Source organism: Legionella steigerwaltii, from assembly GCF_001468065.1.
GTDB classification, from domain to species: domain Bacteria; phylum Pseudomonadota; class Gammaproteobacteria; order Legionellales; family Legionellaceae; genus Legionella; species Legionella steigerwaltii.
In genome coordinates this window covers 98,501-119,831 of sequence record NZ_LNYZ01000005.1, presented here as the reverse complement: position 1 = coordinate 119,831, position 21,331 = coordinate 98,501, and the positions used below count along the sequence as shown (strand labels likewise).

The following is a 21,331-nucleotide window of genomic DNA, read 5'->3' as shown; positions in this document are numbered from 1 at the left end:
ATGAGTAGTGGCAATTAAGGGATAATAACATGTTTTTAAAAACGCTATTTAGAGTACATAAAGCCAATTCCCCAATTAAAGAGGTATATGCAGCACATAAGCCCAACTTGATTACAGGATCCATTTCTGGGAATAAATGGCGGCATAAAAGCATGGGAAAAACACTAAATTACATCACTGATCCCAATAAACTTATGCAATTACAAAAACAAGCACAATTAAATTTAAGCCAATGGGCACAAAAAAGAATACCTCCTCCAAAATCAGTTGAAGTAGTTCCTAAAGACTGGGGGGTTGCAACGCTTGAAGCAACAAAGAAACATGGTGTAACTTATTCTGTACTCAATATGGCAAATTCTGTTTTCCCTGGGGGTGCCGCTTTGGAAGGTGGAAGTGCTCAAGAAGAAAACATGTGGATGCGAAGCACCTGTCCCCTATCCTTACTGGACAAAATGATTTATTTAGATAAGGACACGATGACATTTCGCTACCATGATACGGCAAGTAAATTATTAGACGCCAAAATTAAAATGACTGATGAAGAACGTGAGGTCTTAAAAAAACATCGAGAAGAATTAGATGCCATAGTATATAAAGTATTATTTAATCAAGAGCTCAGAGTATGTTTCAGAGGGCCCGAGGTAGTGCTTGTCACCTCTGGGTTTGATGACTTTGGGGCAAATAGGAATATTCCAGACAGCGACCGAAGCTATTCCTTTCTTCACCCATCAGATATTTTTCCATTCTATGAATTTAGGTCAGCGGCTCCAGATCTCAACGCGGAACCGCATGCTTTAGATAGCGAATCTCTAAAACAATACACCGCTGATTTAAGGAGACGCATCGCAGCCCAATTAGATACATTAATCCTTGAAGGAAAAGCCCATGTGATTTTAGGTGCCTGGGGCTGTGGCGCATTTAAAAATGATCCATCAATAGTGGCAGAGATATATGGTGAAGAAATTGAGAAACGCGCCCGTTTTTTCGAACATATTATGTTCCCTATACTTAACACAAGCTCATATGATAACTATGCCATATTTGATAAATGTCTTACTGGTATGAAACTTGGTGATCAGTATTCTACTACTCCGACTTTGACATTAGAGTAAGTGCTTTTTGCAGTATTATCGGTTTATGACAAACACTTTCAGGGCTTCTCCTACTGAATCTAAAAATTTCGCATAGGGCACTCTGGCATGCTTTGCACGTTGACGCAATTTTTTCCAAAAATTAAACGAAGTACGAAATAAAGAACCAAGGTGAGCAACATAAACCACATGAAAACAAAATTTGTTAATTTTGAAAAAAACATTTGCATTTGAATCAATATTTAGATTAATCTGAAAGGGGCTCATAGGAAAAGGAGATCACCATGGGTAAAAAAATGCAAGAACACGATCGCGCCCGGTTTGAAGAAATCCGATCCTCGATGTATGTTTGATTTAAAATTATATTCGTTCTAACCCAAAGTAAACGTAGGCCCGATCTAAACCTGGCCTACGTTTTTTTTGATTTGACCGCATTAAAATTAACCTCGCAAAATTTCTCACAATGGTTTAAACACCCCCAAGATAATTAAGTGAACAAAATCTCATATTGAATGTTAATATCATGGTCGGAGTTTTTTCTAATTATTAAAGGATGTAATCATGTGCAAACAATTCTCCATATCATTCCTCTTCTTTATTATTTTCAATGGCATGGTCCATGCCTCGGCTAACAAACAAACGCTCGCAGTTGTAGAAGAAAATGCCGACCGCGTGAGCTTTTATAACCAGGACACAGGGACTAGAAAAGGCAGCTTGAAAATTGGTTTTCTCCCGCACGAAATTGCGATAACAAAAGATGGAAAAACCGCCTATGTTAGCAATTTTGGAATTAGAGATTATGATAGTGGTTCTGGCCTACCGGGTGTTTCAATTTCGGTTATCGACCTGCAAAACCAGATAGAAAAATATCGGTTATTTACCTTTGATTCTTTGGATTATAAAGATTATTCACAAATTGATAGCGCACCACATGGAGTTAAATTACGCCCTCCTTTTGAAAAACAATTGTACGTTAATGTAGAAAAAGGCGGCAAGATTCTTGTATTTGATGTCGATACACAAACGTTAAGCAAAAAAATAGATGTCAGCCCTAATACGCATAACCTATTTTTTTCACAAGATGGAAAAATATTATGGCTGATGGCTGGTAAAGATGGTGTCATCCGCATGGATGCTGATTCAGGATTGATTACTGGGAGCATCACTCTACCATCCCCAGTACGCGGCTTGAAATATACGCCTGACAACCGTTTTTTAATGGTGTCTGCAGTGAATCAAATTGTGTTTCTTAATCCAGACACACTCACGATTCAAAAACAATTTACGAATTTGAACCTGGGCCCCATCCTTTACTCAGAAATGACACCCGATCAAAAATATATATTGGCTCCTGCTCCATTTGATCATCAAGTTGCAGTGATTGATGTTGAATCAGGCCTCGTCATAAAACGACTGGTAACTGGCTTAAATCCCATTAATGTTCTGACTAGCCCTGATGGGAAATTTGCTTATGTATCTAATGCAACTGATAAACATCTATCCAAAATAGATTTAAATACTTTTGAACTCACGTCCATTCCTACTCATGCAGGCCCTAATGGTTTGGCATTTATACCCGAATTTACCCCAGGGCTGCATAAAAAACTGCGCATGGGAGTCGCTTTGCCGTTGACAGGCAAAGACGGTCCTAAAGGTCGCGATATGCTTAGAGGTTATGAATATTGGAAAAGTACAGTCACTCAAGCTGGAGGACTCTTAATCAATCACCAAGTCTATGATCCAGATATTGTTTATCTAGATACCGAATCTCAAGTTGATAAACTTAAGAGCTTGACGCATGAATTACTCAATCAATATCAAGTACAAATACTTCTTTCAACCTATGGTAATGACGCGTACGCCCTTGAAAAAGAAGTGGCTGAATCTAAAAAAATAATCCTCACATCAGCACCTGGAAATGAAACAGCCTGGGAGCCCAATAACATCGCGCGTGGCTATGATTATTTTGTGACGACTAGTCTTTATGAAAAAGGATATATCACTCAATACAACTTCAAACCATCTTCCTGGTCAGCACGTGCTTCAGCAATTGGTTTGAAACTCCAAAATGCATGTTATGCAGCTAACTCGTTGGATTATCAACACATAACGACCTTATTAAATGAAGACAATTTTCACTTGTTTTATCCATAAAAGCTGGCTAAAAAGAGTGGGGATTTGTGTGTTAATAATAAATAACTTAATCATAAGGAACTAAGATCATGATTCGTCACCTAAAAACATTCGTTATTTTATTTATGTTCTTAATGCCCATTTCAGGGGTATTGGCAAAAAATGCGGATTATGTCTTTGATCCGCTGGATCCCCATCATAGTCTTTATATTCCTGAGACGACAACTAAAGCTCCTGCTATTTTATTACTCCATGCCAGTACAGGTATTGAAAAAGTGAATTATGATTGGGCGAGTCGGTTAAGAGATCGCGGCTATGTAGTTTATATAATTGACAGTTTTAAACCCAGAGGCTGGGAAGATCGTCGTTCAGTAGGCTGGGAAAAGGCCACACAAGCGCAACTTGATGATGTCGATCCCGCTTATCAATATCTGAAACAGCTTCCTTTTGTTGATCCCGACCGAATCGGTATTTTAGGATTTTCTATGGGCGGTTTTGACGTATTAAAAGTCATGGAAGCGCCACAACACGATCCAGCTCCCTACCAAAAACTTCCCTTTAAAGCGGCTGCTTCGTTTTATGGGGTATGTCATAGACTTGATGCCAATGCCAAACTAAGAGCCATAACTAAAATATTTATTGGTGAATATGATGATCGAGCAACAACGAACGATTGTATTGATTTAGTCAATAGAAGTCTGGATGAGGATCTGGATATTTCCATCCAAATTTATCCTGGTGCATTGCATGGATTTGATAATTTTGAATTCCCTGACTCCAAAGAAATCATTGATGAAAAAGGGGAGCTTTATCATATTGGTTTTAGTAAACCAGCAAGAGAAGAAGCGCTTAAAGACTTACCCGCGTTTTTTGATCGTTTTCTAAAAGCATAGAAATAACGTATTTAGAAGGCCCGATTATATTTTCTATACTCTATAATTAAAAAATAAACTATTTGATAGAATAATATTCATTTAAAGTTTTGAAGAAGAGAATTACCCTGACAAAGCATAAATTCTAGAAAGTAAGGATCGTAATTATGTTATCAAGACAAATGTTTGGTCGAATCCCAAAATCTCCTGCTCTAATTAAAGAAGTACATGCGGCACATAAACCCAGCTTCGTCAGGGGTTCCCTTTCCGGGGAAAGATGGCGGCATAAAAGCATGGGACGAACATTAGAGTACATTATTGATCCGAATAAACTCATAGAGCTACACAAACAAGCACAATTTAATTTAAGTGAATGGGCAAAAAAAAGAATACTTCCCCCCAAATCAGTTGAAGTAGTTCCTAAAGATTGGGGGATTGCAACCCTTGAAGCAACCAAGAAACATGGCAGACCTTATGCTGTACTCAATATGGCTAATTCGGTGTTCCCTGGGGGAGCTTCTTTAGAAGGTGGGAGTGCCCAAGAAGAAAATATGTGGCATCGAAGCACCTGTGTTCTTTCTTTGTTGGACAAAATGGTTTATCTAGATAAAGAGACGATGACATTTCGCTACAATAATACAGCAAGAAAATTATTAGAAGCTAAGATCAAAATGACCGATAAAGAATGTGACGTCTTAAAGCAACACGGTGGGGAAACAGATCCTATAGCATATAAAGTATTATTTAACCCAAAATCCAGCGTATGTTTCAGAGGGCCAGAAGTAACGTCTATAACATCTGGTTTTGAAGAGTTCCACCCAGATAGACCTATTGCAGACAGTACCCTGAGTTATTCTTTTCTTCATCCATCCAGTATTTTCCCGTTTTTTGAATTAAGATCAGCAGCTCCAGAGTTCGTCATTGAACCACACGCTTTAGCTCCAAAGGAATTAGCACAATACACCGCGGATTTAAGGAGACGCATCGCAGCCCAATTAGATACATTAATCCTTGAAGGAAAAACTCATGTAATTTTAGGAGCCTGGGGTTGTGGCGCATTTAAAAATGATCCAACAATAGTGGCGCAGATATATCATGAGGAAATTGAAAAACGAGCTCATTTTTTCGACCATATCGTGTTTCCTATACTTAACACAGGTTCACATGATAACTATACCGTATTTGATGACTGTCTTGATGGCATGAAACTTGGAAGTACTACTCCGACTTTGGGAAATTTATAGACATCAAGAGTTCTGTTTGATTTTTATTTATTTAAAAACTATCTCAGTTAATGTTCATGTTATGAGGTTGGGGATTCCTTTTATTCTATCTGTATTAATTCAAGCTACACTTGTTATATAACCTTATTTAAGGAAGCAACAGGAATGAGTAGCAAAACACCCATAGTTTTTGGTGATGTAAAAATCAAGCCCGGAGAACGAAAAACGGTTTTATTGCCTATGCCCAAATTATATGACTGGACGCCAATCAGTTTACCTATACATGTAATTAGTGGTTTGGAGGAGGGCCCCTCATTGTGCATTACTGCCGCAATACATGGGGATGAAATTAACGGAGTTGAGATCATCAGGCGCTTCTTGAAAAAAAAAGGGCTAAAACATATCAATGGAAATGTCATTGCAATTCCCATCGTTAATGTATATGGTTTCTTATACCAGGAACGATACCTAATGGATCGAAGAGACTTAAATCGATCATTTCCTGGCAGTTCCAATGGCTCTCTTGCATCCATTCTCGCAGAAATCATCAGTACGCAAATTTTATCCCAATCAACCCATGCGATTGATCTGCATACTGGCTCTAACCATCGTTTTAATTTACCGCAGATTCGAGCGAACCTGGATATGCCAGGAGTTGAGGATTTGGCTCAGGCATTTAATGTTCCAGTCATCCTGCATTCGGCCTTTAGAGATGGTTCGATGCGTGAGTATGCCAATGAGCAGGGCATCCCCATTTTGGTTTACGAAGGCGGGGAGTCTTTGCGATTTGATGAGCTATCCATCAGAACAGGCATTAATGGAATTTTAAGTGTTATGGGCGCATTAGGCATGATTCAACCAGGAAGATACAGGGTGAGAAAATGTACCCCTACTGTATCCAGAAACAGTTATTGGATTAGATCACCCACAAGCGGCATTTTAAGACACCTTAAAAAATCAGGAGATCGGGTCACTAAAGGACAAACGATTGCGATTATCGCTAATCCAACCAGTACGGAAGAATACAAATTAAAATCACCGCTTTCCGGCATTATTATTGGTGAAAATATGTTGCCGCTAGTGCACTCAGGACAGGCTTTATTCCACATCGCAAGTTTTGAAAAATTAACAGTTGTTGAAGAGCAACTGGAAAACCTCCAAGAAGCATTTGATTTGAACGACTATGAAGATTAGGGCTTGTTTGCATTTCTACTATCTTGGACAAAATAGTAGAAATGCAAACAAAGCCCTAAGTGCTCATCAAAAATAATCAAGCCAAAAGCGTAATAAAGCGGTTACCGCTTGAGGTGCCTCCATGGGCGACATATGGCCAGAGTCCTCAATAATCGCTAATTTAGCGTTAGGAATTTTGTTGCTCAACTCCTCATGAGTCGCTAAAGAAAAATTTTTATCTTGGCGTGCATGGATCACTAAGGTAGGCATTGTCAAAGCAGGGAGGATCGAAAGACACTCTTCGCGAGCTAAAAGGATCTTTTGTTGTGTAATAAATGTTTGTTGGCCAACACTTAAGAACATAGAATGGACTTGCTTTTTGACTCGCTCATCAAAAACATAATAATCTGTAAGTGCGGCAGCGACCTCTTGAAAACTTCCTTGTTCAACCTTCTTGATCATGGTAATTCTTTTTTGATGTTTTTCTTTAGAATCGGGTTGTGCCGAAGTATTCAATAAACATAATTTTAAAATGCGTTCAGGGACTCTCCTGGCAAGCTCCAATGCCAACCACCCACCCATGGAATGCCCCGCCAAGAAAAAATCACCTTCAATATGATTTAAAATCTCCTGGGCTAAATCTTCAGCGGTATTCCCACTAACTAATGGGATAGTTTGACACCGTGCAAGATCCTGCAAATGATTGGTTTGATAAGACCATACTCGCTGATCCGATAAAACACCGGGTAAAAAAATCAATGTTTTCTGCGACACAAATGACTCCTCACTTAAGAAGAACGTTTTGTAAACCACAAAATCAAATCATCATCCAGGCAAACCACGGAGCCCGGTTCAACAGTTTTATAAGCATAAGTGATTCCCATGCCATCAGGGATATAACCTCGTTGTACATAGAGTCGCTGAGCCTGCCCATAATCTGCATACAAACCAACACCAATTCCAAGGATGGAATGATTTTTAAATCCTTCTGCCTCAGCCAGATCAAGAAGTGCTGAAGCAATTCCTTTATTTCGATAAGGGGGAAGAACATTCAAGTCCATAATTTCAGGAATGTGCTGTTGCTTGAATGATGGATAAAACGAATCCCATTTCAAGGTAATATACCCCGCAAAATAATTCTCGTAAAACGCAAGCCAAACCAGACGCTCTTGATTTTCCTGCTCTTGAAGATAGTGAATAAAAGTGCTTCGAGGTTTTTGCCAATTGTGCGCTGCAAATTGCTTGACCATCAAGTCGATGTCATCTTGGTTCATAAAGCGGATATGTAAACTTGTGGAGGTCATTTGTTACCTCTCTGAAGAAAAAAAATTACTATTTAAATCATTGTTAACAACAAATGAGGAAGTAATTTTTGCTGACAAGGCTTTTTCGCAAAAAAAGTTTACAAGTAAATTAATTTTATACTCATTCGCCAAATACATTGGATAAATTGCATAAAGATTAATCTCCGGAGACGTTTCTTGAGGTAATACTTGAATTAAAGTGCCATTTTTGATTTCTTCACAAACTGAAAAATACGGGGCCCACAGCAGCCCCATGCCTGCAATGGCAGCCTGTTTTAAAACACTGGCATTATTACTTTTAAAGTTTCCTGAGACATGAACAATTTTTTTATTGAATACCCATTTATTTTGAAGTCCATAGAGAGTATTAATTAAGCAATTATGCTTTTGCAACTGCTCAATTGTTTTGGGAAATCCACATTGACTCATATAGACAGGTGATGCAAATACATCCCGATGAATTGCAAATAATTTTTTGCAAATGAGTTTTTCATGTTTGACATCATCAAATGAAATGGCCAGATCAAATGTGGAGGATAAAAGTTCTTTTGAATCAGAACCTACAATAATCTCCATTTCAATCTTAGGGTATTTTTGCATGAACTCAATACTTAGTGCAGTTAAGTAAGGTATTGCAGGCGTCACTGTAAGATAAAGTTTAATGGGACCTTCTAATTCTGATTGCTTAGGAGTTGCAATCTCCTTAACTGCTTCCAATTGCTCGAAAAGCCTCAATACTTCTCTATAAAGTCTCTGCCCTGATTCAGTCACAATTAATCCTGTTGTAGAACGCCTAAATAAGGTAGTTTTTAATTCATCCTCTAACCAAGTAATTTGCTTGCTCAATTTAGACGGGGAAATATATAAATTTTGCGCGGCCTTTGAAAAGCTTTTGCAATCAACAGCAGCAATAAAACCTTTCAGACAAGATAGGAGATTCATATTAAAATTTTTCTTAGTTAAGATGTATCGAATTATAGTATGGTAAACCAACAGGAAGATCCAACCTCACATCAAAACGTAATCGTTAACGGGCTACGTCATTCCGGGTTGACGAGTAGCATCAAATATTAATTCTCCAGTAGTAACTTACATTAATTCGCTTCATGAAAAAAAGCCTATTTGTTTCTCAATAGGAAAAAACTTCTTTCCCAAAAAGCATATTCTCGCCCTTTAATAAGTTGCATAAAATTCACGCAACAAAAAGAATGCACACCAAAAGCACTTATGTTTTTCCGCCATATAAGAAGCGGGATTAAGATCATTATTAGGAAATTTCAATGAAAGATAAAATCCAAAGAAGTAATCCCGCTGCGATTACAGAGACCGTAAAACAATCGCATAAAATGAATGAAGAAGTACTGACTCATCTTAAAAAATTTGGCGAAGAATCTGAAGCTGAAGGAAAGAGCGTTCATGAACAACTAAAAGAGTATGAAACTTCCGCTGAAACCATACTGGAAATTCATCGGACACAAATAGTAACGGATGCTAGCCAGGTGTTAATTACCTTATTAGAGAAATACATCGCACAAATAAATACCCCTTTACTCTCTTGCTCATTTTTAGACCATCCAGATCGAAAAACAGATTTTATTCTAGCCAAGCACTGCCTTAACCTACTAAAACCTAATCATGATTCTGCCCGCACAGGTGATGAAGCCATTTATCATCTGCTGAACTACTTGAACCGATATCATGATGAACTGGACATTAAACAAGGAACTACCCAAATACTATGCGCCTTTTTCTCTGCTTATAGGCATTATGCTGATGGTCTATCTGAGGAATTAACCGAGCAATTAGCTGTCCATGATTTCTGGAGTGAGGTTATTGATACCCGTTGGCTGAAACCCGCTCTAGAGGAAATACAAGATGAAGACGATAATGTAAAAAAACTCGCTTTTAAAAAATTAGCTGCTGTAAAAACGTGGACTCCTGAGAATCGAACGGTGCATCAGAGACATTTAACCTCAATGATGCTAGAAAAATTAAACAACGATACAATAAACTCTGAGGCCAAAGAAACACTAATAAAACATCTTACCGATGGAAGTGACGCAACATATCTGGAATTATGTCCAATAGATAATCCTTTAAGGCGGTCTTTTCTACTCAACATTTAATGGCAAGACAGCACCATCTTGCCATTAAATATTGGGCATCCATTACCGATATATCGGGATCTCCTGAATTTAGCACTAAACTAAATAAACTTTCGTACAGATCTGGCCAATCTGGACTCATCATATTGATGCGATCATTCTTCTTTTTTCGTGACCATCGCCTAATCTGTTTTTGCCATCAGGAACTGCTAAAATTTTTGAAAATAAATGCTGCTTAAAACGTTACTTAAAAGAAGAAAGCAAAACAGTGAAGTATAATAATCTTTATCTACCTAACGAAGGTTTTTATCTATGCCGAATAAATCATTAGATACTTATTTAAGTTTATGCACGCAAGTTTATGACTTGAGTAAACCTCTTCCCCCCCAGGATGCCTGGGATTTCTATCTAAGCTATGCGCAAGAAACAGATGGCCCCATTTTGGAGCCCATGTGTGGCACGGGACGTTTTCTTTTACCCATGTTACGCAAAGGATTTGATGTCGAGGGGTTTGATGCGAGCCAGTCGATGTTGGATGCATTACATGCCAAAGCAAAAGCACACCATTTAAATCCTAAAGTCTGGCATGGATATCTTGAAAAACTCCAGCAAGCAAAACAATATGGCTTAATCTTTATTCCTAGTGGTTCGTTTGGTCTCATTACTGATTTAGCTACGGTCAAACAGGCCTTAACCGTTATTTACGATCATTTAAAAGAAAATGGTCTCTTTGTATTTGAAACCGAAACCTTTAATGCTGCCCCTAAAGAATTGGGCATTTGGCGTGGTTCGCGTTGGCACCGTGCTGATGGACAAACCATTTTGCTCAGTCAGCTGGCAATGCTTGAAGAATCCATTTGTTATTCGATTGGCAAATATGAGTTAATTGAAGCCAACCAACTCATTAAAACGGAAATTGAGGAATATAAAATCCGACTTTATGATGATCCATCTCTTTTAATAGATTTGTTGCATGAAACGGGTTTTAAAGCAATTCGCACGCTTAAAGCCTTTGACAGGAATGCATCTCCAAGTAAAAACGATGAGACGATTCTCTATGAATGCAGAAAATGATCCGGCGCTTCTTTGGGCGCAAAATTATCTGAATCAACAAGGCTATTCCATACAAGAGCCATTTAAAACAATGCACAGCGCTTCCTGGGCTAAAGTGTATCAAATTGCTACGACTAAAGGCTTTTTTTATTTAAAACAGATACCTAAAGCCTTTGCCATCGAGCCTAATTTATTATTATATCTGCGCAGTTTTTTCCCAGCTTTAGTACCTGAAGTATTGGGTACTAACCCAGATTTACACTGTTTTTTGATGAGTGATAGAGGGACGCCACTTGGTGAAAGTTTGGCAATAAATTACCAAATTGAATTGGCTAGGGAGGCGCTTAAATCTTATGTGACAATCCAAACCGGTCTTATAAGCCAAATTGATTCCTTGCTGGCACTCGGGGTTCCTGATTGGCGTTTGGCAAACTTACCTGATTTATATTTAAACTTGTTGGATGAATCTGATTTTTTAAAAGATGAGGGTTTAAGTACCCATGAGTTGCAACAACTCATTTCTTTGCACCCAAGATTTGTTACGCTTTGTCAGCAGCTCGCCCAATACGCTATTCCTGAAACAATTGAGCACAGTGATTTTCACGAAAATAATATACTGCACCAAGTACAGCATCTCACGCTTATCGATTGGGGTGAAAGTGTCATTTCCCATCCTTTCTTTTCTCTAATTTCATTTTTGATGGGGATGATGCGCAATCATCAAATCAACGAACAAAATGGAATCTATGGCGTATTACGTGATAGCTATTTGAGTCATTGGCATGCTTTTGAATCTCAGGAACGATTATTGAATGCGTTCGCCTTAGCAAAACGCTTAAGCCCCATTAAATACTGTTTAAGTTTTTATCGCTTAACCCAATGCCCAGGATGGTATGCCATTGAGCGTCATCAAGGACGAGTCGCTAAGGTACTGCGCACATTCCTGCAGTCTGAGATAAAAGCAGATAAAAACTAAGGTAATCGTTCATTCCCAAATTGTAGCATGGGTGAAGCGAAGCGAAACCCGGGTTACGGCTTCGCCTTCACCCAGGCTACATTAGCCCTTTTATTTCTGGATTTGACAACGCAATAATTTCCAGTAACCAAACAAATTAGTCTTTCGAGAATCCAATAGTTTTAATAGCTTGTAATTGAGAATTGAATGCACCGAAAAATCAGATTTAAAACCTACAAGCTCATTAACACGGGCAAATATTTTTTCAAAAAAACGAATTACTGCATGTTCTGAGGCAAAATGATTAACAAATATTATTTCTGCTGTGGGCTTGGCGACACGCGTTAATTCCTGCAGAAAAGCATTCACATCGGGTACTACAGAGGCCACATACATCGCGACAATAAAATCAAAACTGTTATCAGGAAATTCTAGATGAGCAGCATCCATAATCTTTAACTGCACCCGCTCTTCTAACTTATTTTTTACCACCTGCTCCTCTGCTTTTTCCAACATTTTTTCAGAGATATCAATCCCAGTAATCTGTAAATCAGCACGATAAAGTGGTAAAGACAAACCAGTCCCAATACCAATTTCAAGCACTGTAGCATGTTGCTTTGCGGCTTTGTTGACTACATCGGCACATAAGGAACGACCTGGGTTAAAAATAGAACCAAACAAAAAATCGTAGAATGAAGCGTACGCATTATAAACTTTTCTTATTGAAGCAACAGACATAGTAAACTCCATAAAACACAAATTGTTTATAATTAAATTATAGGTTCATAGCTATCTAATATAGTCCTTAATTGTTTTTAAAGTTCTATTTCCAATAATTAAATAATAATCCATGTGCTCCAAACACAGGATCACTTTTGGGCAATCCAGCGCGCTTTATCTGCTCATCAACACGGGGATGCTCTTCGGCTTTGCCATAATTCATATCAAAATCAACATCCCGGGGATAAGCGCCAATACATTTAAAGTCCCTCGATAAATTCGGGCTTTTATGCGCTACACCCGCAGGAATAATCACGACATCCCCCTGGCTTACTTCATAAACTTTGCCTTCATCACCTCCAAATTGAACGGTACCTGCTCCTTCAATCATGACTAATACTTCATGCGTTGTGCTGTGATAATGATGAAAATTGTAAATCGAATCGACCCATGATTGCCCCCAATGATTTCGCTGTAAAAGTTCTTGAATGGCTTGTGTGGACTGATTGGTCATTACAAAGGTTTGCTTATAGATTAATAAAGGAAAACGAGGATTATTTGGGAAAAAACCATTAGATGGAATCAATTCATGGAGCAATTCTTTGGGGGGCATTGGCATTACCATTTTGCGTCCTTGTAACCTCTATAATTTTTATATCCTTTCTACGAGAAATTATCGCGTAGATACCTCTCATCGAGAGGTATTTGGCTTTAAATTTCCTATTAAATCATCTAAGAGCCGGTGCAGTCGCAGGCTTAGCTTTTTCCTCTTCCTTTTGCTGGGAAAAAAAGCGCGCCCTTTGTTCTTCTCTTCTTTCTAAAATTCCATCTGCATAACCAGTTTCTGGGTGTTGTCGTATTAACGCGTTTTGATAAGCAATGCGCTCTTGTCCGCTATAAGAATCGGGGTCATCGCAGGTAATTTGCCCCTTTGGGCCAATATAGGATACTGATAACTGACGCTTTAGACCTACTTGGGCAAGTCTTTTTTGCTGTTGATCTGGATTACTTTTCTGTTTCAACATAATAATCTCCTATCCTCAAAATTAAAAGTTCGCATGCTCCTTTTAAGCTTTATATCAAATCCAGAGAAATGAAACAATGCAATTCAATTTGATCAATAATAAAATTACTGACAAAATAGCACCCAGCTTGTTCATCTAATCCAGGTTGCTTTTTAAATGGCATTAAAAATTGACTTAAACCACCCCATTTTTTTATTAAAAAATAAAATTCATGAAGCAAGTAAAAGTTTGCTGGATGCATTTGGATTTAATTATTTTCAATATTTACGATGTTTTGCAGATGGTTCAATTAATTGCCTGACCAATGATACGGGACTCTTTGAATACTTCCAGCAAATAGAAAATGAACCTGTCGTTTTTTCCTCATTTGAAGACGAACATGAGAATTCTCATTCATACTGGTTTCTTTGGGATGAGGAATTGCCCAGTATACCAGTGCAAATTGCCCGCGAAAAATTTAATTTGCATAACGGGATTACATTAGTTCGCCGCAGTAAAAATTATTACGATATGATTGCTGTCGCCTTACCTTATGAACAGGAAAATCCGGGGTCCTTCTATCTCAATAAACTCAAAGCAATTGAGCAATTTATTTTTGATTTTGATCTTCAGAATAAAGATTTACTCCAAGTACTGAATAAAAATTCAGTCGCTTTGCCTGAAGCATATCGTGATGTGAATTACAAAGACATTTGCCTCACTCATGGTAGAGTCCCTGTTATTGGAAAAAGCGGGACCACCTACCTCACCGTGCAAGAATTAACCTGCCTCAGATTATTACTGCAAGGTGCGACTCATAAACAAATCGCCCAGCTTCTTGAGATTTCACCTCGCACTGTAGATACCTATTTGCTACGTATGAAACAACGCACTGGATATTCTTCCAAATTGGAAATGGAGCGGATGTTGTATCTATGCTCGACATTATAGTTTCAACCACTGTTGTCCGTGTTCATAACGTACAGACAACTTTTTCTCCGCGTTTTATATTCTGCTAAAAATTTTATTTGTCAGGAGAAAACCCCCATGAAAATTTCAGAAACCAAACCAGCAGAGCAGATTTTTAAACAATTTTGTGATGGATATGCGCAACGTAATTTGCCATTTTTGCTCAGCCTTTTTACGCAAAATACAAACGTTTGGGGCTCCGCACTCGATGAATATCGTGTCGGTTTAAAAGAAATAGAAGAACAGTTCAGAAGAGATTGGAGCCAATCCGAGCAGGGCAAAATAGAAGTTATTCGTTTTGTTCCAACCCCTGATAACGCCTTATGGGCTGCTGCAGTATGTAATGCACGTGTTACCATCGAGGGCAAAGAGCATCTATTTGAACATTTACGTGGGACTCTAACCATCGAAAAAGAGGCAGGTGTCTGGAAGATTGCGCACATGCATTGTTCTTTCCCCGATTATCGCAACGCCGAAAATGGTTCTTTTCCTGTAGGGAATGAATAACCAGATCTAGGTAATCTTGTAACCAGGATTAGTTTCGTAGCCTGGGATGTAGCGCAGCGGAACCCGGGTTTCGCTGTGCTACACCCAGGCTACAATACTGAAACCGTCATCCCGAGTATAACGAGGGATCTCCTCTATGCTACAACGCGGAAATCCCTCGCTGCACTCGGAATGACGGTATCTATTTACTCATTTTTTGTTTTTATTAAGAGAAAAACAAAAATCTTCAAATTGTCTATACTTATTTTGTCCTGTTAGAAAAAGTGACGGCTTGGCTTCATATTATTCATAAAAGAAAAAATGAAATGTGTTTAAACTTCAACTATGAGGAACAAATAAAATGGATCTAAGTAAACGTATAGAACCAAAAACCTGGGCTTTCGTTGAAAAAATCAAGAAAGCTGGCGGTAAACCAATTTATGATCTTCCGGTAAAAGAAGGAAGGGCCATTTTTGATAAATTACAAGAATTGCCTGCAACAAAAGAAAAATCTGAAGTGGATATTGAAGATCGTTTCATTCATCACTCTAGAGGTAAAGTAGGCATTCGCATTGTTCGTCCCAAAGGCTCAAAAGAAAAACTACCGGTAGTTATGTTTTATCATGGTGCAGGTTGGGTTTTTGGTGATTGGCAAACTCATGGACGTCTTGTGCGTGAACTCTCAGTGGGCGCTCATGCTGCAATTGTATTTGTCAATTACTCTTTGGCTCCAGAAGCACAATACCCAACACAAATCGAAGAAGATTATGCAGCATTAAAATATATTGCAGAGCATGGCAAAGAACTCAACCTAGATACTTCTCGTTTAGCGGTTGCAGGCGATAGTGTCGGCGGAAACATGGCCGCAGTCATGACTCTTCTTGCCAAAGAACGTGGTGGTCCTAAAATTGATTATCAAGTGCTTATTTATCCAGTAACTGATGCCAACTTTGAAAATGATTCCTATAAAGAATTTGCCGATGGACCTTGGCTAACCAAAAAAGCAATGGAGTGGTTTTGGGATAATTATTTACCCGATAAAGCAAAAAGGAAAGAAATCACTGCTTGTCCTTTGCGAGCCACTGTTGATCAACTCAGAGGATTACCTCCTGCGCTAGTAATCAATGGTGAATGCGATGTATTGCGCGATGAAGGTGAAGCGTACGAACACAAGCTTAATGCAGCAGGTGTTCCCGTCACGGGGATCCGCCATCATGGCACAATTCATGATTTCGTTATGCTCAACGATCTTTTAGATACTCCAGCATGTCGTAGTGCAATCGAAACCATCAATAGCCACTTGCGCATGGTATTTGCCAAGAAGCACTAATGGAATACGCTTGAGGGATACTGCAGGTATCCCTCTCTTTTTTAGTAAGCGTTCACACCCTATCGTTCCCCAATATTAAAGCATACCCCTTAACGTGTACCTTTTTAGGACAACTCAAGATTCGATACGTTTTTTTTATTTCCAGACTCTCTTTTTTTGATGCCTGTAAATAAAGGCTCTTGATACCCACCAGGAATACCTTCTTTGGAAAAAACAATTTGCCATAACTGATTCGAACGAGCACGAAAAGAACCGGCACATGCTAATAAATAATAGCGCCACATACGATAAAAACGTTCGTCATATTGTCCCTTTAAACGCTCCCAATTTTGTTCGAAACGTTCATGCCAGGCCATTAAGGTATTGTCATAATAGGCCCCAAAGTTCGCCCAGTTTTCCATAATAAATAATCCCTCAGAAGCGCTGCTGATTTGCTCCATAGACGGAATCATACCATTAGGAAATATATATTTATTAATCCAGGGATCACTTGATTTGGTCGTTTGATTCCCGCCAATTGTATGCAATAAAAACAAACCATTATCTTTAAGGCAATCACGCGCTTTTTGCATGTAAACTCGATAATTTCGATAACCTACATGTTCAAACATTCCCAACGACACCACACGATCAAATTGTTCATGGACATCCCGATAATCCTGAAAACGAATTTCAATAGGCAACCCAGAGCAATTTTGTTTGGCATAGTCATACTGTTCTTTGGATATGGTGATTCCCACAACACTGACACCATAGTGTTCCACCGCATATTTGGCAAAAGCCCCAAAGCCGCAGCCTATATCCAATACACGCATTCCGGGTTCGAGTTTTAATTTCTGGCAACTTAATTCCAATTTATTCAATTGTGCTGTATCGAGATCATCTGCATTTTTCCAATAACCACAGGTGTAATTCATACGACTATCCAGCATGGATTTAAATAGTTCATTGCCTAAATCATAGTGTGTTCTACCTACTTCAAGAGCACGTTTTTTAGATTGATGGTTAATCAGCTTGAGCCAAATTAATTTTGGCCATAACAATTTATCACCTTTGACTTTTTGATCGAGCTGCGCACGAAGAATACGAGTAAAAAATTGATCGAGGCTTTTACAATCCCACCACCCATCCATGTAGGTCTCACCTAATGCTAAAGAGCCCTCATTAAAAATACGTGGGTAAAACTCTTCATTATTAATTTGAATATCCCAAGCCTCATTCCCATTGGGCGTAATTCCAGCTGAATGCAAAAGGTCTGTTGCAATTTTTTTAATTTGCTGATTCATGAGCAGACTCATCCTTCTGTGCTACACAATTTAAAAATATTAAGTTTTGTAATTTTTATTATCTGGATTACTTAACTTATCCTGTAAAAAAAGAAATACCTCAAACAACAGAATAATTAATACAATGTATTTTCCATTCATTATCACCGTATTTATTATAATATCTGCATATACATTTTGTTTGTATAAAGCAAAAGAAAATGAATAATACATCCCTAAAGTAAAAATTCGTGTCCATTGAGAAAGATTATAAACAAAAATACCCTGAATAAAACCCACAATTTTTATTCGATGATACATTTTGATTAAGCCCATTCCCTCAACAAGAAATAATAAACTGGTTGCAAAAATCCATGTATTAAGAATTATCTTATCATCAAGAGCATGAGTCACAGTACTTGCCAATCCTGAAATAGACAATGCACCATGAAGAATACTATTTCCATTACTCCAACCTAAAAATAAACGTTTCTTTGAGCATGCAAGCAGATACCTTCCAATAAGTATGAACCCGATGATATAGAATAAATAACCCAGGATAATTAATACTTGGCTTATCAACATTGGAATTACAGGCGCAAACAAGGAATGGGTAAGTAATGCTAATGCTTGAGTACTGACAGTTAGGAGTAAAATATTCCCGGTATGTAACTTTATTTTCTTTGAAAAAATACGCTGCAAATTGATTAAAGAAATAATGATGTAGATCGGCCAAATAATTAACGCGCAAAAGGCAAAAGTCCAAATGACGAGATACCAAGAAGGGAATTCTTGTAAAAATAAGAGCGCCAAAATCGAAGAACCTGCCACCCAGGTTCCGATACCGAATTGATTGATTGCACTTGCTGTAAACAGATTAAAATGCCCCTCTACAGAACACTTAACAAAGGAGCACATCAAATAAAATCCAATAATCAACAACTCCAAGATAATGAGCTGTCTCAGTAAAGGGGTTACACATTGGAATTGAGGCAATACATCAAACAAGACAATTCCTATAGCCATAACAATATTGCCGGCAAATGCCTGGCAACAGGAACCTTTTTTAAAAAAATGATGAACCAAAGCTGAGATTAAAAGCAAAATCAAGAGATATAGAACTGAATAATATTCCATAAGTTAATGTCTCAGAAAGGCCTCAATGAAAGCAATATTTCTATTCATTCTACACATTTCAACCTATATGAAAACACCCTGGCGTACAAATTGCATATGAGATGCAAAGCCATCTTTTAATTTACAGATCGCTTTTCCTCGATATCTGACTTTTTAAGATAGCGTGCCTTAAAATTTTATGGAGAGGATAAAATTATGGCCCTAACCAGCGCATTAAATGGATTGAGCAGTATCAGTGCACTTAGCCTTTCAGAACCTGAAGCTATTGCAGGTTTAGTTACACTGGGAATTGTAGCAACAGGAGCAGTAGTCGCAATTGCACACAAAAAATGGGAAAACTACGAAGAAAAAAAACATAGAAATGAAATTGAAGACATTAATCGACGTTATAAACATTTCTTGGAACGAATTGAAGTACCTGGTTATGGAGTCATTCAAGGATTCCCACCCATTTTCAAATGGGTACCAGAAAATAATCCTAAATCTGTGGATTCCCTGCATTATACGGTGGATGAAATTAAGGAAATAGGCAGAAAACTCCCACAAGTACCTCCTGCGTTATCCTCATACAGACAATCCATTTTGCACGCCATTTTAAAATTAAAAGAATATTATTTAAGCCGAGAGAATCATAATGATACTACTGCAGGAGTTCTTTCATACTTACTCAACATCCTGCAAAACAGATGTTTAAGCTTCGAAGGGTATGATTTTGATTCTGCATATCTTGGAGCGCTTACCGACTTTATTGATGATTATGCATCGATGGAAGGTAGGGAAAATAGCCAACATTTTAAACGTTTGCAACCTGTTTATACTTACTTATTGGATGCCAAGCAACACTTGGACAAGCATAAAGAATCGCTTTCATTACGTGAATTGATTAACGAGCTTAGAGAGACATGTCTCGATGACAGTAATCGATTATTGCGGCTCTTTGTAAAGACCGTTGTGCCAGAAAAGAAAAGGGATTTAGCAGATACAGCAGCCCTTGATGAGTTGGAAAATAATATAGTTCGTAGGGAGTACATTAAATCCGAAGTATGGGGTGCAGTACTCAGTAAATTTCATGAAATCAATCTGCCTGAATCTGTTTTTAAAGATTGGATCATCGGTTTAGCGGCATACTATCTAAAATCACTAAGGCCTTGCTCCATTTTGAAAGACAAAAAAGTAATGTCACCTACGGATCTTTTTGCGTTTACTGACTGGGCACAAGCCATTCTGCGGCAAAACAAGAAATCAACAAAAGATAAAGAAAAACTAAGCAAACAGTTAGAAGCAATATCTCAGGTATTTAATAAATCACGCAATTTTATTAATACAAAAAGAGTAGGCCCTGAAAAAAAACCTGAATTTGTAGTAGTTGAAGAAGACCAGGAATTGCTGGATAGAACAGTCATTATGGCACATTTTGCCCATTTGATTCACGCGATTATTTCCCTACAAGCATTTTGCTCTCACTTGTTACACAGCATAGAGCAATTGGGGGCAATTTATATTAATGATCCACAGCATTTTACTGAAATTTTTACTGTGCTCGACAATTTATGCAAGATTGTTGACGTTGATCTGCACCAAGTCAAGGAAGCATTCGTCGCAATTTCTAAAGCCAACAAAAATACCATGCGCCTTGCAAATGAAGGATTATTTCCCAAGGAAATTGCCACAGTTCTCGAGTCAGTAGAGCACATGCTGTTAAAACTTGGGGCGCAAGTTAAAGAGTATAAAAATCAACATGCTGAATCATCCGAAGCAGCAACAAAGACTGTAGTTTATGAAATGCTCGCTGTAGCTCAATTTTTCGAAAAAATGTACACGCTTCCTCAGTCCATCGCACAACTGATGGTTCCTGTCACGGCATCTAAAAATAAGAGTACAGACTCACAAATCAAAGCCACTGCCCCAACTAAGCCAATATTAAAAGAAACCATACCCCCCGAAGATGAGTCATTGGTTATTAAACAAAAGGAACTCGCTTTATACGATCTAGGTCAGCAAATAAGAAGCCAGATAGATACTATCCATAAAGAACAACCATCTGATTCTAACCTAATAAAATATCAAAAAATAAGTTACGCCTTAAGCATGTTGAAAGTTAAATCCATCAACATGTTACAAGAAAAATCAGCAGATACCGAGCGCACGGATAAAGCCAATAAAACGTATAATTTAGTCCTTTCCTTATATCAAATAACTCTTGAGTTTTTAGTATTGCCTCAACAAATGCGGACAGAACAGGTCGGTGCGTTCATCCAAAAAATTCAAGCGGAATTAAATGATCCTGAAAACAGCGCATTCATTGATAAGCATCGGGACTGTTTCCCCAGATTCATTGCAGAACACTTTGGTTTTTTTCATACGGATACTCGCAATAAATTATCGGCATTGAAACAAGCTTATGAAGGTTTGCAAGCACAACCAGGATAGAAGCTATCACAATGATCCTCATACCCTCACCCCTGCCCCTCTCCCACAAATGGGAGAGGGGATTTTTAAATGCTAAAAAAA

General features: G+C 38.2%; 20 protein-coding genes. 12 read left to right on the top strand and 8 right to left on the bottom strand.

The genetic code is table 11. The features are described 5' to 3' along the window. Nucleotides 1-29 precede the first annotated feature (29 nt). The 5 genes from Lstg_RS03860 (at nt 30) to Lstg_RS03835 (ending at nt 6,513) form a co-directional block, all read left to right on the top strand. Entirely contained in the window at nt 30-1,112 is a 1,083-nt protein-coding gene (locus Lstg_RS03860) for a poly(ADP-ribose) glycohydrolase domain-containing protein (RefSeq protein ID WP_058476349.1), read from the top strand. Between the two features lie 540 nt (nt 1,113-1,652). Beyond that, a complete protein-coding gene (locus Lstg_RS03850; RefSeq protein WP_058476347.1) occupies nt 1,653-3,245 on the top strand; it encodes an ABC transporter substrate-binding protein in 1,593 nt (530 codons plus the stop codon). Nucleotides 3,246-3,313: 68 nt separating this feature from the next. Next, nucleotides 3,314-4,117: a dienelactone hydrolase family protein gene (locus Lstg_RS03845; protein WP_058476346.1), complete on the top strand. Its 804-nt coding sequence runs from the start codon at nt 3,314-3,316 to the stop codon at nt 4,115-4,117. 146 nt (nt 4,118-4,263) lie between these two features. Continuing rightward, the gene (locus Lstg_RS03840; RefSeq protein ID WP_058476345.1) at nt 4,264-5,340 is read left to right on the top strand and encodes a poly(ADP-ribose) glycohydrolase domain-containing protein; all 1,077 of its coding nucleotides are present in this window, start codon (nt 4,264-4,266) and stop codon (nt 5,338-5,340) included. 144 nt (nt 5,341-5,484) lie between these two features. Continuing rightward, entirely contained in the window at nt 5,485-6,513 is a 1,029-nt protein-coding gene (locus Lstg_RS03835; protein WP_058476344.1) for a succinylglutamate desuccinylase/aspartoacylase family protein, read from the top strand. Between the two features lie 66 nt (nt 6,514-6,579). Here Lstg_RS03835 and Lstg_RS03830 read toward each other — a convergent pair whose 3' ends face one another. From Lstg_RS03830 to Lstg_RS03820, 3 genes are read right to left on the bottom strand one after another with little or no spacing between them, the layout of a single operon-like run. Beyond that, the gene (locus tag Lstg_RS03830) at nt 6,580-7,266 is read right to left on the bottom strand and encodes an alpha/beta fold hydrolase (RefSeq protein ID WP_058476343.1); all 687 of its coding nucleotides are present in this window, start codon (nt 7,264-7,266) and stop codon (nt 6,580-6,582) included. A 14-nt stretch (nt 7,267-7,280) separates the two neighbouring features. Then, nucleotides 7,281-7,796 (bottom strand): GNAT family N-acetyltransferase, encoded by a 516-nt coding sequence (locus Lstg_RS03825; RefSeq protein WP_058476342.1) that lies wholly within the window; start codon nt 7,794-7,796, stop codon nt 7,281-7,283. Nucleotides 7,797-7,799: 3 nt separating this feature from the next. After that, nucleotides 7,800-8,738 (bottom strand): LysR family transcriptional regulator, encoded by a 939-nt coding sequence (locus tag Lstg_RS03820; RefSeq protein WP_058476341.1) that lies wholly within the window; start codon nt 8,736-8,738, stop codon nt 7,800-7,802. Nucleotides 8,739-9,076: 338 nt separating this feature from the next. On the opposite strand from Lstg_RS03820, the gene Lstg_RS03815 reads away from it, so the two are divergent. From Lstg_RS03815 to Lstg_RS03805, 3 genes are all read left to right on the top strand, one after another. Then, entirely contained in the window at nt 9,077-9,922 is an 846-nt protein-coding gene (locus tag Lstg_RS03815; RefSeq protein ID WP_058476340.1) for a hypothetical protein, read from the top strand. Between the two features lie 291 nt (nt 9,923-10,213). Then, nucleotides 10,214-10,975, top strand: a complete 762-nt coding sequence (locus Lstg_RS03810) for a class I SAM-dependent methyltransferase (RefSeq protein WP_058476339.1) — start codon at nt 10,214-10,216, stop codon at nt 10,973-10,975. Beyond that, nucleotides 10,959-11,930 (top strand): phosphotransferase, encoded by a 972-nt coding sequence (locus Lstg_RS03805; RefSeq protein WP_058476338.1) that lies wholly within the window; start codon nt 10,959-10,961, stop codon nt 11,928-11,930. The genes Lstg_RS03810 and Lstg_RS03805 overlap by 17 nt, the downstream gene beginning before the upstream one ends. Before the next feature lie 90 nt (nt 11,931-12,020). Here Lstg_RS03805 and pmtA read toward each other — a convergent pair whose 3' ends face one another. The 3 genes from pmtA to Lstg_RS03790 all read right to left on the bottom strand — a co-directional run bounded on the left by pmtA (nt 12,021) and on the right by Lstg_RS03790 (nt 13,654). Continuing rightward, nucleotides 12,021-12,647 carry a phospholipid N-methyltransferase PmtA gene (pmtA, locus tag Lstg_RS03800; protein ID WP_058476337.1) on the bottom strand — a complete coding sequence of 209 codons (627 nt, stop codon included), beginning with the start codon at nt 12,645-12,647 and terminating at the stop codon, nt 12,021-12,023. Nucleotides 12,648-12,732: 85 nt separating this feature from the next. Next, nucleotides 12,733-13,254: a cupin domain-containing protein gene (locus tag Lstg_RS03795; protein ID WP_058476336.1), complete on the bottom strand. Its 522-nt coding sequence runs from the start codon at nt 13,252-13,254 to the stop codon at nt 12,733-12,735. Between the two features lie 103 nt (nt 13,255-13,357). Then, on the bottom strand, nt 13,358-13,654 hold the full coding sequence (locus Lstg_RS03790; RefSeq protein ID WP_058476335.1) for a hypothetical protein: 297 nt from the start codon (nt 13,652-13,654) through the stop codon (nt 13,358-13,360). A gap of 156 nt (nt 13,655-13,810) precedes the next feature. On the opposite strand from Lstg_RS03790, the gene Lstg_RS03785 reads away from it, so the two are divergent. From Lstg_RS03785 to Lstg_RS03775, 3 genes are all read left to right on the top strand, one after another. After that, complete coding sequence (locus tag Lstg_RS03785; protein ID WP_058476334.1) at nt 13,811-14,584, top strand: helix-turn-helix domain-containing protein; 774 nt, start codon at nt 13,811-13,813, stop codon at nt 14,582-14,584. A 96-nt stretch (nt 14,585-14,680) separates the two neighbouring features. Next, a complete protein-coding gene (locus tag Lstg_RS17380; protein WP_065235598.1) occupies nt 14,681-15,109 on the top strand; it encodes a nuclear transport factor 2 family protein in 429 nt (142 codons plus the stop codon). Between the two features lie 340 nt (nt 15,110-15,449). Further along, nucleotides 15,450-16,418 (top strand): alpha/beta hydrolase, encoded by a 969-nt coding sequence (locus Lstg_RS03775; protein ID WP_058476333.1) that lies wholly within the window; start codon nt 15,450-15,452, stop codon nt 16,416-16,418. 104 nt (nt 16,419-16,522) lie between these two features. On the opposite strand, the gene cfa is transcribed toward Lstg_RS03775, so the two are convergent. Both cfa and Lstg_RS03765 read right to left on the bottom strand, forming a co-directional pair. Then, nucleotides 16,523-17,704, bottom strand: coding sequence for a cyclopropane fatty acyl phospholipid synthase (gene cfa, locus Lstg_RS03770; protein WP_058476332.1), 1,182 nt, complete (start codon nt 17,702-17,704; stop codon nt 16,523-16,525). Between the two features lie 39 nt (nt 17,705-17,743). Continuing rightward, nucleotides 17,744-18,820 carry a TDT family transporter gene (locus tag Lstg_RS03765; RefSeq protein WP_058476331.1) on the bottom strand — a complete coding sequence of 359 codons (1,077 nt, stop codon included), beginning with the start codon at nt 18,818-18,820 and terminating at the stop codon, nt 17,744-17,746. Between the two features lie 195 nt (nt 18,821-19,015). Between Lstg_RS03765 and Lstg_RS03760 the strand changes: the two genes are divergently transcribed. After that, nucleotides 19,016-21,250 (top strand): hypothetical protein, encoded by a 2,235-nt coding sequence (locus tag Lstg_RS03760; RefSeq protein ID WP_058476330.1) that lies wholly within the window; start codon nt 19,016-19,018, stop codon nt 21,248-21,250. Nucleotides 21,251-21,331: the final 81 nt, after the last annotated feature.

Excerpts from the sequence above, each read along its gene's own strand:
- Lstg_RS03860 (WP_058476349.1), top strand. The coding sequence starts at position 30 with ATGTTTTTAAAAACGCTATTTAGAGTACATAAAGCCAATTCCCCAATT.
- Lstg_RS03850 (WP_058476347.1), top strand. The coding sequence starts at position 1,653 with ATGTGCAAACAATTCTCCATATCATTCCTCTTCTTTATTATTTTCAAT.
- Lstg_RS03845 (WP_058476346.1), top strand. The coding sequence starts at position 3,314 with ATGATTCGTCACCTAAAAACATTCGTTATTTTATTTATGTTCTTAATG.
- Lstg_RS03840 (WP_058476345.1), top strand. The coding sequence starts at position 4,264 with ATGTTATCAAGACAAATGTTTGGTCGAATCCCAAAATCTCCTGCTCTA.
- Lstg_RS03835 (WP_058476344.1), top strand. The coding sequence starts at position 5,485 with ATGAGTAGCAAAACACCCATAGTTTTTGGTGATGTAAAAATCAAGCCC.
- Lstg_RS03825 (WP_058476342.1), bottom strand. The coding sequence starts at position 7,796 with ATGACCTCCACAAGTTTACATATCCGCTTTATGAACCAAGATGACATC.
- Lstg_RS03820 (WP_058476341.1), bottom strand. The coding sequence starts at position 8,738 with ATGAATCTCCTATCTTGTCTGAAAGGTTTTATTGCTGCTGTTGATTGC.
- Lstg_RS03815 (WP_058476340.1), top strand. The coding sequence starts at position 9,077 with ATGAAAGATAAAATCCAAAGAAGTAATCCCGCTGCGATTACAGAGACC.
- Lstg_RS03810 (WP_058476339.1), top strand. The coding sequence starts at position 10,214 with ATGCCGAATAAATCATTAGATACTTATTTAAGTTTATGCACGCAAGTT.
- Lstg_RS03805 (WP_058476338.1), top strand. The coding sequence starts at position 10,959 with ATGAATGCAGAAAATGATCCGGCGCTTCTTTGGGCGCAAAATTATCTG.
- pmtA (WP_058476337.1), bottom strand. The coding sequence starts at position 12,647 with ATGTCTGTTGCTTCAATAAGAAAAGTTTATAATGCGTACGCTTCATTC.
- Lstg_RS03795 (WP_058476336.1), bottom strand. The coding sequence starts at position 13,254 with ATGGTAATGCCAATGCCCCCCAAAGAATTGCTCCATGAATTGATTCCA.
- Lstg_RS03790 (WP_058476335.1), bottom strand. The coding sequence starts at position 13,654 with ATGTTGAAACAGAAAAGTAATCCAGATCAACAGCAAAAAAGACTTGCC.
- Lstg_RS03785 (WP_058476334.1), top strand. The coding sequence starts at position 13,811 with ATGGCATTAAAAATTGACTTAAACCACCCCATTTTTTTATTAAAAAAT.
- Lstg_RS17380 (WP_065235598.1), top strand. The coding sequence starts at position 14,681 with ATGAAAATTTCAGAAACCAAACCAGCAGAGCAGATTTTTAAACAATTT.
- Lstg_RS03775 (WP_058476333.1), top strand. The coding sequence starts at position 15,450 with ATGGATCTAAGTAAACGTATAGAACCAAAAACCTGGGCTTTCGTTGAA.
- cfa (WP_058476332.1), bottom strand. The coding sequence starts at position 17,704 with ATGAATCAGCAAATTAAAAAAATTGCAACAGACCTTTTGCATTCAGCT.
- Lstg_RS03765 (WP_058476331.1), bottom strand. The coding sequence starts at position 18,820 with ATGGAATATTATTCAGTTCTATATCTCTTGATTTTGCTTTTAATCTCA.
- Lstg_RS03760 (WP_058476330.1), top strand. The coding sequence starts at position 19,016 with ATGGCCCTAACCAGCGCATTAAATGGATTGAGCAGTATCAGTGCACTT.